17 protein-coding genes are annotated in these 15,968 nt (G+C 37.2%); 12 read left to right on the top strand and 5 right to left on the bottom strand.

Features of this window, described 5'->3' with window-relative positions:
• Window positions 1–17 precede the first annotated feature (17 nt).
• The 7 genes from pepT (at window position 18) to DEU39_RS13935 (ending at window position 6,314) form a co-directional block, all read left to right on the top strand.
• Complete coding sequence (gene pepT / locus DEU39_RS13965; protein WP_120232372.1) at window positions 18–1,265, top strand: peptidase T; 1,248 nt, start codon at window positions 18–20, stop codon at window positions 1,263–1,265.
• A gap of 5 nt (window positions 1,266–1,270) precedes the next feature.
• Window positions 1,271–1,837, top strand: a complete 567-nt coding sequence (locus DEU39_RS13960) for a hypothetical protein (RefSeq protein ID WP_062672969.1) — start codon at window positions 1,271–1,273, stop codon at window positions 1,835–1,837.
• A 155-nt stretch (window positions 1,838–1,992) separates the two neighbouring features.
• The gene (locus DEU39_RS13955) at window positions 1,993–3,300 is read left to right on the top strand and encodes a hypothetical protein (protein ID WP_120232371.1); all 1,308 of its coding nucleotides are present in this window, start codon (window positions 1,993–1,995) and stop codon (window positions 3,298–3,300) included.
• 156 nt (window positions 3,301–3,456) lie between these two features.
• Window positions 3,457–3,699, top strand: coding sequence for a hypothetical protein (locus tag DEU39_RS13950; RefSeq protein WP_047426682.1), 243 nt, complete (start codon window positions 3,457–3,459; stop codon window positions 3,697–3,699).
• A gap of 157 nt (window positions 3,700–3,856) precedes the next feature.
• On the top strand, window positions 3,857–4,450 hold the full coding sequence (locus DEU39_RS13945; protein ID WP_120232370.1) for a porin family protein: 594 nt from the start codon (window positions 3,857–3,859) through the stop codon (window positions 4,448–4,450).
• Between the two features lie 78 nt (window positions 4,451–4,528).
• Window positions 4,529–5,590: a sensor histidine kinase gene (locus DEU39_RS13940; protein WP_120232369.1), complete on the top strand. Its 1,062-nt coding sequence runs from the start codon at window positions 4,529–4,531 to the stop codon at window positions 5,588–5,590.
• A complete protein-coding gene (locus DEU39_RS13935) occupies window positions 5,580–6,314 on the top strand; it encodes a LytR/AlgR family response regulator transcription factor (RefSeq protein ID WP_120232368.1) in 735 nt (244 codons plus the stop codon). The genes DEU39_RS13940 and DEU39_RS13935 overlap by 11 nt, the downstream gene beginning before the upstream one ends.
• Window positions 6,315–6,365: 51 nt before the next feature.
• On the opposite strand, the gene DEU39_RS13930 is transcribed toward DEU39_RS13935, so the two are convergent.
• The 5 genes from DEU39_RS13930 to DEU39_RS13910 all read right to left on the bottom strand — a co-directional run bounded on the left by DEU39_RS13930 (window position 6,366) and on the right by DEU39_RS13910 (window position 11,310).
• Entirely contained in the window at window positions 6,366–7,274 is a 909-nt protein-coding gene (locus DEU39_RS13930; protein WP_062672958.1) for a DUF6268 family outer membrane beta-barrel protein, read from the bottom strand.
• Between the two features lie 84 nt (window positions 7,275–7,358).
• On the bottom strand, window positions 7,359–8,594 hold the full coding sequence (locus tag DEU39_RS13925) for a multidrug effflux MFS transporter (protein WP_120232367.1): 1,236 nt from the start codon (window positions 8,592–8,594) through the stop codon (window positions 7,359–7,361).
• Between the two features lie 169 nt (window positions 8,595–8,763).
• On the bottom strand, window positions 8,764–9,582 hold the full coding sequence (locus tag DEU39_RS13920) for a helix-turn-helix domain-containing protein (protein WP_120232366.1): 819 nt from the start codon (window positions 9,580–9,582) through the stop codon (window positions 8,764–8,766).
• 92 nt (window positions 9,583–9,674) lie between these two features.
• A complete protein-coding gene (thiL, locus tag DEU39_RS13915) occupies window positions 9,675–10,727 on the bottom strand; it encodes a thiamine-phosphate kinase (protein ID WP_062672952.1) in 1,053 nt (350 codons plus the stop codon).
• An 88-nt stretch (window positions 10,728–10,815) separates the two neighbouring features.
• Window positions 10,816–11,310 carry an acyl-CoA thioesterase gene (locus DEU39_RS13910; protein WP_114819788.1) on the bottom strand — a complete coding sequence of 165 codons (495 nt, stop codon included), beginning with the start codon at window positions 11,308–11,310 and terminating at the stop codon, window positions 10,816–10,818.
• Window positions 11,311–11,424: 114 nt separating this feature from the next.
• On the opposite strand from DEU39_RS13910, the gene DEU39_RS13905 reads away from it, so the two are divergent.
• Genes DEU39_RS13905 through DEU39_RS13885 form a run of 5 tightly spaced genes read left to right on the top strand, consistent with a single transcriptional unit; the run spans window position 11,425 to window position 15,953 of the window.
• Window positions 11,425–12,627 carry an NAD(P)/FAD-dependent oxidoreductase gene (locus tag DEU39_RS13905; RefSeq protein WP_120232365.1) on the top strand — a complete coding sequence of 401 codons (1,203 nt, stop codon included), beginning with the start codon at window positions 11,425–11,427 and terminating at the stop codon, window positions 12,625–12,627.
• 31 nt (window positions 12,628–12,658) lie between these two features.
• The gene (locus DEU39_RS13900) at window positions 12,659–13,957 is read left to right on the top strand and encodes an alpha/beta fold hydrolase (RefSeq protein WP_120232364.1); all 1,299 of its coding nucleotides are present in this window, start codon (window positions 12,659–12,661) and stop codon (window positions 13,955–13,957) included.
• Window positions 13,958–13,971: 14 nt separating this feature from the next.
• The gene (locus DEU39_RS13895) at window positions 13,972–14,391 is read left to right on the top strand and encodes an energy transducer TonB (RefSeq protein WP_120232363.1); all 420 of its coding nucleotides are present in this window, start codon (window positions 13,972–13,974) and stop codon (window positions 14,389–14,391) included.
• 6 nt (window positions 14,392–14,397) lie between these two features.
• Window positions 14,398–15,036: a DUF2306 domain-containing protein gene (locus tag DEU39_RS13890; RefSeq protein WP_120232362.1), complete on the top strand. Its 639-nt coding sequence runs from the start codon at window positions 14,398–14,400 to the stop codon at window positions 15,034–15,036.
• Window positions 15,033–15,953: a YARHG domain-containing protein gene (locus DEU39_RS13885; RefSeq protein ID WP_120232361.1), complete on the top strand. Its 921-nt coding sequence runs from the start codon at window positions 15,033–15,035 to the stop codon at window positions 15,951–15,953. Before DEU39_RS13890 ends, DEU39_RS13885 begins: the two co-directional genes overlap by 4 nt.
• Window positions 15,954–15,968 lie beyond the last annotated feature (15 nt).

The raw sequence follows: 15,968 nt of genomic DNA, 5'->3' as shown, positions 1-15,968 counted from the left end.
AAAATTTATGATATCTGATGAGTACAATAGAATTCAACCCTTTGTGGAAAGAAAAATTACTGAACCGTTTTCTTAGCTATGTAAAAATATCTTCAACCAGTGATGCAGAAAGTGAAACTACACCTTCTACTGAACGTCAGTGGGATATTGCCAACTATATTACTGAAGAACTGAAGACCATCGGTCTGGAAGATGTTTCTATAGACAGCAATGGTTATATTATGGGCTATGTTCCTTCTAACCTTGAAAATGATGACAGACCTACCATCGGATTTATTTCACATTATGATACTTCACCTGATTTCAGCGGAGAAAATGTAAAACCTCAGGTTTGGGAAAACTATGATGGAAACGATCTTCTTTTGAACCAGGCAACAGGATTCACACTATCTCCTTCAAGATTTGAAAGCTTAAAAAAATATGTTGGTCAGACATTAATTACTACTGACGGAAATACGCTTCTTGGTGCTGATGATAAAGCCGGCTGTGCAGAGATTGTAACAGCTGCTGAATATCTTATCGCGCATCCGGAAATCAAACATGGAAGAATTGCTATTGGATTTACTCCGGATGAAGAGATTGGAAGAGGAGCGCATAAATTTGACGTTGCTAAATTTGGTGCAGAATGGGCTTATACAATGGATGGCGGAGAAGTTGGAGAACTTGAATATGAAAACTTTAACGCGGCCGGAGCCGTGGTGAAAATCCACGGATTAAGTGTTCACCCCGGTTATGCTTACGGAAAAATGATCAATGCTGCTCTATTAGCGGCTGAATTTGCTCAAATGCTTCCTGCTAATGAAACACCTGCCACAACAAAAGGCTTTGACGGGTTCTATCACTTAATGGATATTACGGCTGATATTTCAGAGGCTAAACTTCAATATATTATCCGTGATCATGATGCAGATAAATTTGAAGCCAGAAAGAAATTCATGGAAGAAAAAGTAGCTGAATTCAATCAAAAACATGGAGAAGGAACTGCTGAAGTAGAGATTAAAGAGCAGTACAGAAACATGAAACAGCAGTTTGAAGGTAAAATGCACATTGTAGACCTCGCTGCAAAAGCAATGACTGAAGCAGGTATAGAACCTAAGATCAAAGCGATCAGAGGAGGTACAGACGGTGCTCAGCTTTCTTATATGGGACTTCCTTGCCCGAATATCTTTGCAGGAGGAATCAACTTCCACGGACCCTACGAATATGTAGCTTTGGAGAGCATGGAAAAAGCAACTGAAGTCATTATTAATATTGTAAAAGCTTAATAATCATGAAAAAGGTCTTAGCATCAGCATTCATTTTCACTTTTATTTTCAGCAGTGCCCAGGTTTCTGAATTTCAGAGGGCAGACTCACGCTATGAAAGAAAGAAAACGGCTCTGTATAATAAATATCCTAAGCCTAATGATTTAAGAACCAAGAAAGAATGGCTTTTGACAGAGGATAAAATAACAGCTTACAAGACCGCTTTGGATAAAGCTTCTCTTGAGGATCAGAAAATGATCAACGCAGATCCTCCTGTAAAAACAAAAGTGAGTAAGGAAGCAGAATACGATAAAGGAAAAACCGCTTTTCAAAAACTTTTATATGAAGCTGTAAATCTTGATTTTCTTAACTTTTCTTCGGAAACCTACAAGGCAACGATAAGTTTTGTTGTAGATTCCAAAGGGAATGCTCTTGATCCCAAGGTAAAAGGAAACAATGAAGATGTAAACGCATTCATTGAAGCCGCTTTTTACCGGATTAAAGATAAGGGCAAGTGGAAACCTGCAGAAGACAAAGGGAAACCGGTCTCTTCAAATGTTTCCGTTCCTTTAACAATGTCCTTTAAAAAATAATATATAGAACCCGCTATGATGATAGCGGGTTTTTATTTTTCATATAATAAAAACATAATCAAAGATCATTATGTTGTTGATATTAATTTAACACAATTCTTTTGTAAGTTTTAAATAATTCACTTAATTTTGATTAAACCTTAAAATCACTTTATATGAAAATGAAATCCAACCACTTTAAAATCAACAGAAATTTCTACTTTTCCTTTCTATTTTCTTTTTTCTGTTTGTTTCTTTTAACGTCTTGTTCTCAGGATGATCCGGCGGATGCTCCTGTTGAAAAACCTGCAGAGTCTACCCCTATGAAGACTTTGGGAAATCTGACTTTACAGAAGAATGTTATTATTCTGAATGATGAATCAGTAAATGCCATTTCAACTCACAATGAAGGAGAAATTACATTTAGCCGTATGACACCACAAACGGATAGCATCTCCGTGGGAACAGTTATTGTAGGGACTAAAATAGAAGGAGATCAAGTGAACACCATTCTTTCAAAAGTAAGTTCTGTCTCAAAATTGAACAACCAATTTACAGTACAGACTTCCAGTGCGAAGCTTGAAGAATTTATCTACAGCGGAACCCTGAGCGGTGTGTATGATCCATCCGGTAAAGCTCCCGTCAATATTGATGGAAGAATGGTGAATTATATTCCTGTAGAAGGGATGGTTTCTGAGCAGATCAATCAAAGAATACATTCTATTGAAGCTAAAAACCTTCAAAATCAGAAATTAATTACTTTCAACCGTTATAATTTTAATAAAACGTATTCCTTTCCTCTAACTTCAGCTGGAACATCCAGTGTAAATGTACAAGGAGGATTTACACCAAAGATTGATTATAATATCACATTCTCATGGGGACATTTGTCTAACTTCTATGTTAACCTCATCATGGATGATATCAAACTTCAGAGTACGGCAACTATTGTAGGAAGCCTGGGCTACACCGCAAGTACTACAGACTATCTTAATATTCCTATCGTTCCTATTGTTTTGGGACCTACAGGACTGATCTTAAGCCCGACCCTATCTGCCGGACCTTTTCTGGGAGTACAGGCTACAGGAAAAGTACAGGCAAAGCTTTTGGATCTTGAAGGAAATGCTAACTTTTTAGTAAGCAAAACTCCGGAGATTAACATTAATCTTCAAAAGAAATCAGAACCTGCTATTACTCTTGCAGAGGGAAATTTATCTGCTGAAGGTGGTTTAGAAGCAAAAGGAGCTGTAGGATTAATGTTCCTTACCATTCCTATTGCTAACTCAGGGTTGAAAGGAAGAGCCTCTGCCCTTTCATCTTTAGGATTAACTCTTGTTCCTGCAAGAAAAGGAGTGATTACAGTAAAAGGTAAAATCCAGGCGGATATGTTCTACGGCTTTGGAATTGCTCCTTTACGATATGAAGGAACCATTCCTCTTTTCCAAAAAGAACGTGTACTGTACCAGAAGGAATTTAATTTCTAAATACTCTTTTTCTTATTCATCATAAAAAGCCACTTTCAGAGTGGCTTTTCTTTACATAAAAGCTCCACATAAAATTCATTTACAACACATTAAGACAATTTTATTATATTTACAAGGATGTACAATTGTAAACAATAACATTTAATACCAATTATCATGAAAACAATGAAAAAACTTTTGAGAAAAGACTTATCTGCAATTCTGGGCAGCGGCATAGATGGCTGTCATATGGGAGGCAACTCTTACAATTGTCAGGACGACTGTCAATGCGCATGGGGATACGCTTGTGAAATGTATGAAGACGGAAATCCGGGACAATGCATTGCAGTAGGTGGAGGTGGAAATCCTGGCGGAGGTGGATGTACTCCTCCTTCTATTTGTGAGGAACAACCTTATTAAAATCAACTAATAAAAACCGGAAGTATTTCTGCTTCCGGTTTTATTTTTCACCTTAAAAAAGATCCTTATCAAAGCATCTCTGCCATTCATCAAATAAAATTTAATTTCATCCGCCATAGTTGTTGTTTTGCATCAGATTTTTAACAATAATTAAATTATGAAGCAGCAATTTTTCGCTTTAACTGCATTGCTATTATGCATTTTTTGCAGCATGGAAACTAAAGCACAACAGACTCCGGCTTTTCACATTGGGGTAAAGGGAGGGGCAAACTTTACAAAAACCTCCACGGAATCTTCTTTAGAAGGGAAATACGGATTCGGTTATCAGGCAGGTGTAATGACAAGAATGGATATCGGAAAACTGTATGTGCAGGGAGAAGCTCTGTTCAACAAAAGAAAAACATCATACCAATCCCAAGACGGAAGCTCTTCAAAACTTTCATGGAACGCTATTGATATTCCTGTGGTAGTAGGATATAAACTGATTAAAGCAGATGACTTTAATGTGAGAGTATTTGCCGGAGGTGTTTACAGCTATGCTTTCAACAATAAAGTATCTGCCTCTCAGGCCATTCAGGAAGGGTTTAAAAAGTTTGACAAATCCAATATTGGCGTTACAGGAGGTGTAGGATTAGATTATAAGAACTTCACGGTAGATCTGAGATATGAGACGGGTCTTACGAGCATCAGTAAAGAGTTTAAGTCCAAACCCCACAGTTTTTCCCTTGGAATAGGTTATTTCCTGTTCTAAGAAACTTAAATTATCTTTACCATTAGAAATTGTTTTCCCTGCAGTTTCTAATTTTTTTATCAACCTATTTCCAATTCCATGACAAAATCTTTTATTGCAAAAGAATACATATTTACTTTTATTTTCTGGCTTGTATTAGCGATTGTATTGTGGTTTAATTTCCAGAGTACAACAGAAAGTTATCTTGCGATGACCCAGGCTGCGATCATTGCGGCATTTTCGTTTACATTTACTCACTTTTTAACCAATAAGCTTCTTCCGAAAGCACTTCGGGAAAAGAAAATGAAACTGTTCCTGGTACAGCTGGTAATGGTTATTTTCATGCTTAGTTTGGTTTTCTCCGTTATATTCACGTATCTTGAAGTGGAGCCCAAAGATCAGCTTCCTGAAAACTTCACAGATCAGCTACCTTTTTTGTGGAAGGGGTTTTATATGTCTCTGCCTGCCTCATTTCTTATCAACGGAGCAGCGTGTGGTGTAAAATTTTATAATGAACACGGAAGAATAGAGCGGGATCATATTCTCCTTCAGCAGGCGCATCTGGAAAACCAGCTCAAGCTTTTACAGGACCAGATCAATCCTCATGTGGTATTTAATATCCTGAATCATATTCATATTCTGATGAAAACGGACACCCAGCTTGCTGATTTTTTGCTTATGAAATTTTCGGATATTCTCCGGTATCAGCTGTACCATTGCAATCAGCCACTGGTACCTTTGGATAAAGAGATTGAGTATCTCCAAAACCTTGTTGAGGTAGAAAAACTGAGGTGGGGAAATGAGCTGGACGTAAAAGCCCAATGGCAGATCAATAACAGAAAAGCTTCTATTGCTCCTTTACTTTTGGTTCCTTTCATAGAAAATGCATTTAAATACGTTTGCAGGCTTCCGGGACATAAAGGTTATGTGAAAATCTCCTGCAAAGAAAAGAATAACAGTCTTTATTTTTATGTCGAAAATTCCTATTCGGATATGGCAACCTATAAAAAGAAAGACGGAACGGGTGGAATTGGTCTTCAAAATGTAAAAAAACGGTTGAAATTACAATATCCGGACGCCCATGATCTGAATATCGAATCCGATAATCACATCTTTAGAATAACATTAACACTAACACTATCTGACAGTTATGAGCTCTAATATTCCTAAAATGAAATGCCTTATTATTGATGATGAGCCTCTCGCTAGATTCCATCTTAAAGAACTGGCCGGTCAGATTGATTTTGTATCAGTTGAAGGAACGTGCGCAACAGCATTGGAAGCCGACGCAAAGGTAAAGGAGAGTGAAATAGACCTTCTCTTCCTGGATATCAACATGCCTTATCTTACGGGCCTTGAATTTCTGGAACAGCTTGAGAATCCTCCTTTATGTATTCTCACTACTGCTTATTCTGAATATGCGCTGGAAGGATTTCGTCTTCAGGTGGTAGATTATCTGTTAAAACCCATTGCCTTCAACCGGTTTTATCAGGCGGTAAATAAGGCTCAGCAGCAATTTATCATCAGTGAAAAGCTGAAAAAAAATACTTCGCTGGATGATCCTTTTCTGTATGTAAGGCAATCTGATACTTTCATTAAAATTTCTTGGGTAGACATTCTCTACATTGAAAGTATGCAAAACTACACCAAGCTTCATTTTAAAGATAAATCACTGATTATTCATCAGACTATGAAAGCTATTGAAGAATCCCTTCCTTCAGATCATTTTTTCAGGATTCATAAATCCTACCTCATCAATATTACCCATATTGATATGATTTCGGGAGGACGTCTTTTCATTAATAAAATTGAGCTTCCGATATCCCGTACCCGAAAGGAAGAACTGCTTAATCAGGTTGTTTATAAGAAATTAATCAGTAAATAGAAGAAAAAGCCGGAAGCAGGGAATTTAATAACTCCAGGCTTCCGGTATTTTTTATGGGAGATTCCAGCGTAGTGATAATGCTGCATAAAATGTGCTTGAAAATCTGGGATCTGCTATCTTCTTGTCTCTGAAAATACTGCTGATTTTGCGGTCATTTTCGCTGAAGCTCCTCAATATGGCAGTTCCACCTGTGAGGCGCAAAGTAAGCCGGTCGTTAATTTTTAATTCCGGTCTGAGTCCTGCAGTGATCTGCTGATATCCTAGCAACATCGATTTTCCGTTTATATTTCTTTCGGCAGTCATTCCATTCAGTTCTACAACAGCCTTTAAAGTAAATTTATCTGAAAAAAGATATCCGGCTTCCATCCCTTCCGGGAAATTGATCTTAAACTTAACTTTTCCGTTTGTTTTCCAATCGAAATAAATCCAGGGCAAAATCATAGGAACACCAAAAGCAGTAGTAAGCACCGGACCGGCTCCCAATGAAAGGTTAGGATTAAAATGTCTGATAAATAAAATTCCACCCTGTCCAAGTACATCATCGAAATCTATTTTCTCAAGGTCGGTATATACTCCTACCGATGCCGTCATCATCATACTCCACTTTTTACCTAAAGGTCTCATATGCTGTATTCCGGCCTGTGCATTCAGCATCTGATCAGGAAACAACTGAGTTTCGTAATTTTTATGCGTCATCTTTGCATAAGAGCCACTTAATAGCATAGACCACGACCTTACCTTCCCGTCAGTATCTTTTTTTACAGATAACGGAATACTTAGATTCAGATCGACTCTTTTAAAATCACTTTTAGAACTGGTCTTTGTACTATCTTCCGGACGGATGTAATTGGATGCAGGAATATATTCGGTTTTAAGCTCTGCGGAAAGCCCGGACTGTGCACTTACCCCATATCCTAATGGCAATATACAGCATAAAGCTGTCGAAAGGGTTCTTTTCATATTTAAATTTTATGCAAAGAGAACCCTTTGACTATTTTTTACAAAAATTACTTGATTAAGTGCCCGGATTGTATGACAACCGGATTAAATAACAGGATCAATTTCCGGATTAGAACTGGTGTTTAAGCTTTCTCTTTTTTGAGTTTTAAAAATCCGGTATCCGAACCACACTGCAATCAATGCCATTGCTGAGCGTGTTACCACCATAGGAATGATAGAATCTGCTTCTAAGAATCCTATCAAGCCTGATAGTAAGAAAGTTACCATCAACTGCATAAAACCAAGCAGTGCCGCAGCTGTTCCTCTGCCTTCTTTGAATGGAGACAAAGCATGAGCTGATGTAATAGGAAACAAAATACCAATAGCCAGTAATGACAGATACAACATAGCAATTTCTAAGGCTACAGAAAGATTTTCAGCTGCAATCAGAATATGAAGGGTACATACCACCAACAAAACAATTGTAGCAGCAAATAAAAGTGTTGAATTGCTTATTCTTTTGATCAGTTTAGGCGTAATATAAGCGGCTGTTATCAATGCCAGTGAGTTAAAAGCAAATATAAAGCTAAATGTACCGCTCGAAAATCCATGGATCTCCATGAATAAAAACGGTGCATTGGAGATATAAATAATCAAAGAAGCAAAGGCAATACTTCCTACCAGGGTGCTGTTGATAAAGTCTCTGTTGGAAATGATCATTGTCAGCTGATCTTTTAGTCCTTTTTCATTCAACATCTCATCATCGGAAAGATGAATTCTGGTATTGGTTTCCGGCACATACTTGTAGACCATGAAAAAGGTAATCAGCCCCATGATGCATAAAAAGGCAAAAGAACTGTTCCATCCCCAGAATTTAAGGAATACACTTCCCAGTAACGGAGCTACAATCGGGGCAATACCACTGATCTGCGACTGCTGTGAAAAGATAGTGACAGCCTTATGCTTATCATAGAGATCAATAATAATTGCCCTTCCGATAACAATTCCGGCACTTCCTCCGAATGCCTGTAGGAAACGCATGCCCCATAATACATAAATATCAGAGGTAAAGTAGATAGCTGTAGCTCCTATGATAAAAAGCAAAAGTCCGCAATACAACATGGGTTTTCTTCCTTTTTTGTCTGATAAAGGTCCCCATAACAGCTGCCCGAAAGCAAATCCGGCAAAAAACACAGAAATGGATACCTGAATGTGTCCGATATCGGTATTAAAAATCTTCGCCATACTTGGGAAAGCGGGAAGATAAAGATCTATACTTAACGACTCTAACGTGTTGAGTAGTGCGAGAATAAACACTACGATGTTCAAATTCTTCTTCATAAATAACAATAAGCCTTCTCAGGCGATTTTTTCAGCTGCAAAATTGCTATAAAAAGTATCGTTTTTCAATAAAAGAACTGAAGGAAGGATAGCACAAACTGAGGATTACCCTATCTGATTACCCCCGGATTATTTATTTAAAATAAAAACCAAAGGAACATTCTGAGGATTAACCTTTTCCAGGCCTGAATCCTTCCGGATTCTGCCGGGTATGCTTTTTAAAAAACCGGGAAAAGTAAGAAGCATCGCTAAAACCTAGTTTAAAAGCAATCTCCTTTACCGTTAAAGCGCCAAAACTAAGCTCTCTTTTGGCTTCCAGAATAAGTCTCTGCGCAATCATTTTTTTCACTGTCGTTCCTCTTGAAAGCCGGACAATGTCATTGAGGTGATGGGCACTTATTTTGAGCTGTTCAGCATAAAAGTCTGTATTTTTCTCTGTGATATAATACTCTTCTATCAAGGCTGCAAGTTGCTGAATCCTCGGTTTTTCATCTTCAGCAGTATTCTGCATCGTAATCTGATCTGTAATGATCAGGCAGAAGGCTCTCAGATAAGCTTTTAAAATTTCAACACGCCCGGATCCCAGATACTCTCTTTTAATCATTGAAATAAGCATATTTGCGGTTTCACTGCTTTCTGCATCCAAAAAGAAAGGTCTTGCTCCGTTGGCCAAGACCACTTCCGTATCACAGGCTTCTTTGAAAATTTCTTTGCTTATGGCCAGCACATAGCCTTTTTCATCACGGAGTTTCATATTAAAAACCTGACCGGGAACGATAATACAGAGCTGATTATTTTTTACGGTATAGCTTTCAAAATCCAGTTCAAGACGGCTATCTGTATGTACTTCTTTGAACCAGATAATCTCAAAAAAATTATGCCGATGAATATCCTCGAAGTTCTCCGGATGTCCATTTTCTAAAGTGTTAACCTGAAATTCTTCAGACATCAGATTATGAACAGGAATATTTTTTTCAGATGAATTCATTGCTAATGTATTTGATCAGAGAAAGCGAAAACCGCAGCAAAAAATACTACGGTTTTCTTACAATATTTAAAATTAAATATAATTTTTCGATTTTATTGGCTTAAAAAAGCATCCCATCCCTGAGCGGTCAGAGCAACCAATTGGTTTGATCCTCTGGCTACCATAAAGTTTCCTTCTTCTTTTTCTACGGCATGCCCTATAATGGTAAAGTCGGGGTGATTTTTAATTTTATCAAAGTCTCCAGATGAGATTGTGAATAGCAATTCATAATCTTCACCACCACTTAAAGCTGTCATTACAGGATTTAAGTTCATTTCATCTGCTGTAGAGATCGTAAGATTGTCTAACGGAATTTTTTCCTCGTACAATCTGAATCCAACATTGGATTGATCTGAAAGGTGAAGGATTTCGGAAGCCAGACCATCTGAAATATCAATCATAGAAGTTGGTTTAATATCCAGTTCTTCCAGAATCTTTTTAACGTCTGTTCTTGCTTCAGGCTTCAGCTGTCTTTCAAGGATATAATCATAGCCCTCCATTTCTGGCTGCATATTCGGATTAGCAAGGTACACAGCATGTTCTCTTTCCAGAATCTGTAAGCCCATATAGGCTCCACCTAAATCTCCTGTTACAACAAGAAGATCATTTGGTTTTGCACCACTTCTTTTTACGATGTTTTCTTCATTTTCAATTCCTACAGCGGTAATACTCATTACAAGACCCGAATTAGAACTTGTTGTATCTCCTCCGATAAGGTCAACCTTATATCTTCCACATGCTGCCTGAATTCCTGAATAGATTTCTTCTAATGCTTCCACTGGAAAACGATTGGACACCGCAAGGGAAACCAATATCTGTGTAGGCGTTGCATTCATTGCTGCAATATCGCTCAGGTTTACCACCACCGCTTTATAGCCTAAATGCTTTAAGGGAACATATCCTAAATTAAAGTGTACACCCTCCGCCAATACGTCTGTTGTAAGAACTACTTTTTTGTTATCAGGATTAATAACTGCTGCATCATCTCCTACTCCAAGCTCTGAAGATTCATTGGATAACGGAAAATACTCTGTCAAATGTTTAATAAGACCAAATTCTCCTAATTTTGAAATGGGCGTCAGCTCCTGTGATTTATCTTCAAACATAAATTTCTTTTTATAAGTGATGGTTGATAAATGATAATTGATATTCCTGAATACAGATTTTCATTCTGTATCAACCATCATTCATCATTTATATATTAATTTCAGCCGGGTCAATATTGTGTGGGTGGAAAGGAAACTTTTTGAAATCTTCTTTCGATAATACAACAGTGTCCGCGGTTTTATATTTATTCATTGCTTCCACTACATCATCCGGCGGAGTGGTCATTTTTCTAAGCATCATATCAATCCATACGCCTGTAGCTTCTGCCGTAGCACAGTGCATTCCGTCCGGTGTATAGAATTTGTGTACGAAACGATAGATGGAAGAATCTTCTGCACATCCGTCTATTTCCACACTTACGATGACGATCTGATCTGCATAGATTTCTTTGAAGAAAGAATATCTTTCATGCAGGATCACCGGACCGATTCCCCATCTGCTCAGCTGGGTAACCCCCATTTTCTCTTTAGTCATAAAAGCCATTCTGGCCTGTGCACAATATTGCACATATGATGAATTGGCCAGGTGCTTATTGGCATCAAGGTCGCTCCATCTTACTTCAAATTTATGGTAGAAAATCATATGAAAATCGTTTTTGATATAATTAAAATTATAATCTTCAAAAATACTCAAATAAGATGGTTTATAAAAATTGTACTTTTGAAAAAATAATCTTCCGCATAGGATTACCCATACATGAAACAGATCATTATTATCGGAGGTGGTGCTGCAGGCTTTTTCTGCGCATCTAATCTTGACGAAAAGAAATATACAATTACAATTTTAGAACAGAACTCAGATGTCCTTCAGAAAGTTAAAATTTCCGGAGGCGGACGCTGTAATGTGACGCACGCATGCTTTGATCCAAGAGAACTTGTTCAGTTTTATCCCCGTGGAAACAAGGAATTACTAAGTGTCTTTACTAAATTTCAGCCTGGTGATACAATGGAATGGTTTGACCAGCGTAATGTTCCTTTAAAAATTGAAAATGATAACAGAACTTTTCCTGAAAGCAACTCTTCCCAGACCATCATCAATACTTTTCTGAATGAAACTCAAAAGAAAAATGTCACGGTGCAGACAAAATGTACGGTAAAAGAGATTGAAAAACAGGACGAAAAGTATATTGTAAAGACCAATTCTGGAGATTTTGAAGCAGATTATATCGTTTATACGACCGGAAGTTCTCCAAAATCATTGAAAATTGTCGAAAATCTGGGGCATAAGATTGTAGACCTTGTGCCTTCCCTTTTCACCTTCAATATTAAAGATGAATTGCTGAAAGACCTTCCTGGAACAAGCTTTGAAAATGCCGGAATTTCTATTCCTAAACTTAAAACGGAAGAAAGCGGGCCTTTACTTATTACGCACTGGGGACTTTCCGGACCTGCTGTTCTGAAAATTTCTGCGTGGGAAGCCATCAGTCTGGCAAAACTTAAATACAACTTTGAAATTGAAGTGAATTTCATTTCCATAGAAATGGATGAAGCAGAAGAAGTATTCCACAATTTCAAGCAAAGCAACCCTAAAAAAAACATCGGACAATCAAAGATCTTTGATATTACCAACAGATTCTGGCAGAAAATCTTAGAAATTTCAAAGGTCGATCTCAACAAACAGGTGGCTAATATTTCCGGAAAAGAAATACAGAAAATACTGGAAAACCTCTGCCAAAAGAAATTTCAGGTGACCGGAAAATCTACTTTCAAAGATGAGTTTGTAACAGCTGGAGGTGTTGATTTAAAGGAAATTAACTTTAAAAACATGTCTTCCAAATTACTTCCTAATTTCTATATTGCCGGAGAAGTTCTGAATATTGACGCCGTGACCGGAGGATTCAATTTCCAGGCATGCTGGAGTGAAGGATGGCTGATTGCACAGGATCTTAACAGCTTGTAAAAAATGATTACTTTTAATAAAAACTAAATACATGAAAAAAAATTTCGGTTTCTTTCTTTTACTCTGGTTCTTTTTAGGATACAGCCAGGAAAAAACAATCGTCTCTGACTGGACATCATTCACACAAGCTGTCAATATAGAGCATAAACAGAATTGGAACTTCCGTATAACGGCAAAAATCAGAAAAGAGAATGAGGATAATGGCTCCAATTGTGGGTTATGGTGCAGAATAAATAATAAAGATGAGTCTACCAGTTTCTTTGAAAATCAATATTATGGAATCCAGGTAACCCGTGAATGGAAAACCTACGAAATAAAAGGAACCATCAATCCATCTGCGAAGACCATGACTATCGGAGCATTTGCTCAAAACAACGGGGATTTTTATTTTGACGATTTTAAGCTGGAAGTCAATGATGGAAAGTCAAAAAAGTGGATTGAAATCCCTTTGGAAAATTCAGGTTTTGAGAAAGATATTACATCAGGTGGCTGGTTTGAAGGAATCCATTCTCAGAAAATAAAGCACGTAAAGCATTTTACCATTGAAACTTCGGATTATCAACCATTCAGTGGTAACAAATCTTTGTTGGTTAAAGGTCGTGGTATTATCGGAACAATGCCGGAAGGAAAATTTATGGATGTTAACGGCATCAAATTATATTATGAAACCTATGGAGAAGGTGAGCCGGTTCTTATGCTTCATGGTAATGGCCAATCTATAAGTGCTTTTATGAATCAAAAAGACACCTTTGCTAAAAAATATAAAGTGATCATTATAGATTGCCGTGAAAGAGGAAGATCTACTTATGACAAAACGAAGGAACTTACCTTCGATATTCAGACAGAGGATATTAAGCAGTTTTTAGAAAAGCTGAACATCAAAAAAACAAAAATTCTGGGCTGGAGTGACGGAGGAATTCTCGCACTGTCTATGGCCATGAAATATCCAGAAATGGTAGACAAAATTGCCTGTTCAGGAGCCAATATTTTTCCGGAAGGAGTGAAAGATCATGATTTAAAATCCATGAAAGAAATGCTTGTAAGCCTTACTAAAGAGAACAAAGACCATAAAAATGACATCTTTATTGATCTTCTGAATCTGGATTTGAAGTATCCTCAATGGAAGTATGAAGACCTGAATAAAATTCAGTGTCCATCATTAATCATTGCTGGTGATAATGATCTTATAAAAACAGAACATACGGTAAAAATCGCAGAATCTATCCCCAAAGGACAATTAGCTATTATCCCCAATGCCAATCATTATGTTCCCGAAGAAAAACCGGAATTATTCAATGAATTAGTCATTGATTTCTTTGAAAATAAATAACTAAAAACCAAATCATGAAAAAAATAATAACATTCATTTTATATCTTGGATTTGGGTTCGCATTTTCTCAGGTAAAGGAAACTGAAATTCTACCGGCTAAAGATCAGTCTGAAGAGCATGTTTTGTCGAAAGACTCAAAATCTGCAGAATATCCCGGAGGATGGATGGCACTTCGAAAAGATATTGCTGACAGAATAAGGACGAAAAAAATAAATGTGGGAGGAATAGAAGGAACAATCACAGCGAGGGCAAAGTTTATAGTTAATATCAAAGGTAAAATAGAAGATATCACAGTAACTGGTGATAATGCCGATTTCAATAAAGAAATAGAAAGAGCTATAAAATCTCTGAAAGCCCAATGGAAACCAGCAGAATCCAAGGGTCGTATTGCCCGTAGCTATTATACTTTTCCTCTTACCATAAAACTTGATTAACAGCCGATGCTCTCTGCCAAAAGAAATACTGCCGTTTTCTTTAAAACCCTTTTAGTTTTAGGGTTCGGGTATTTCTTTTGGCTGATGCTGAAAATTACCTTAGAATATATTCCTTTTAATCCTGAAGTCAGCTTTCTGATGATTAAACAGACAGAAGTATTGGAAAGACCAGAATATCTTTATTTTTTCTATACCCATGTTTATACGAGCATCTTTGTGCTTTTTTCAGGTTTTCTGGCTCTACTCAGAAGGAATTTTGGCGTCAATAATTTCCACAGGAATATGGGAAAACTATATACTTTTCTCATCCTGATTTTTGCAGCGCCTTCAGGAATTTATATGGGAATTTTTGCCAACGGAGGCCTTTTTTCAAAGATTTCCTTTATTATTTTAGGCTCTTTATGGTGGTTTTCAACATTGAAAGCCTATCAGCTGGCAAGACAGAAAAGGTTTAAAGAACACAAACAATGGATGTGGCGTAGCTTTGCTTTTACTTTATCTGCTATTACTCTGAGAATGTGGAAGGTAATTATTGTATATTTATTTCATCCCAATCCTATGGATGTCTATCAGATCATTGCATGGCTGGGCTGGATTCCCAACATCCTTATTATTGAATATTTAATCACAAAAAAGCATCTATGAAAATTCTAAATTACACATTGATTTCCCTACTTACAGTTTCTCTGTTAAGCTGCAAAAAAGAGGGAAAGACTACTGAATCAGGAAAAGATTCTCTGACTGCAAAGAAGGATTCTGCGGTAGTCCCTGAAGTTCACCAGGAATATTACGGAATTTATACCGGCGAATTTGCCGGAATGGAAAAGGTGGTTGATCAGACAGATGGCTCAGAATATGATGTCAGTAACTACAAAAGAATTTCTTTAAAGATCAACAGGATCACCAAAGACAGTGTTTACGGACAAAGTATCGTGAATGGGAATCAGCGCCCGTTCAGGGGTGTTTTCAATGAGGCTACAACGTCTTTTGTGCTTGATGAACCGGGCAATGACAAAACAGACGGAAGATTTGAAGTAAAATTAAAGGGAGACAGCTTAACCGGAAAGTGGAATGCTTTTGATAAAACAATGGTTAAAGCACCTTCAAAAACGCTTAAACTTATTAAAAAAGAGTTTGTCTATAACCCGAATTTTATGCTGGATAAGGATTCTGACCTTGTAGACTGGTCAAATCCAAAAGAATTTACTGAAAAATACACCGATGAAGAAACCGGAAAAACAGAAAGCTATAAAACCTCTAAAAACCGTATCGCATCTGAAGCCATTTTCAAACTGAATGCTTCCAAGCAGAAACTGACAGAAAAGGATCTTAAAAACTTAAGAAAACTGGATCTTGAGATCATCAAAAATTCAGTATTTGCAAGACATGGCTATTCCTTCAAAAAAGAAACTTACAGAAATTTCTTTGAGCAAACAGACTGGTATATTCCTGTTTCGAGCAATGTAGATAATGATCTTTCGCCTATGGAAAAGGAAAATGTGGCTTTACTGAACCGTTTTACCAAATATGCGGAAGATAAATATGACAGTTTTGGAAGATAGAGAAGGTTTTTAGAT

The organism is Chryseobacterium sp. AG363 (genome assembly GCF_003610675.1).
GTDB classification, from domain to species: Bacteria; Bacteroidota; Bacteroidia; order Flavobacteriales; family Weeksellaceae; genus Chryseobacterium; species Chryseobacterium cucumeris.
Note: the sequence above shows the minus strand (reverse complement) of the source record. Positions and strands in the feature narration are given on the sequence as shown.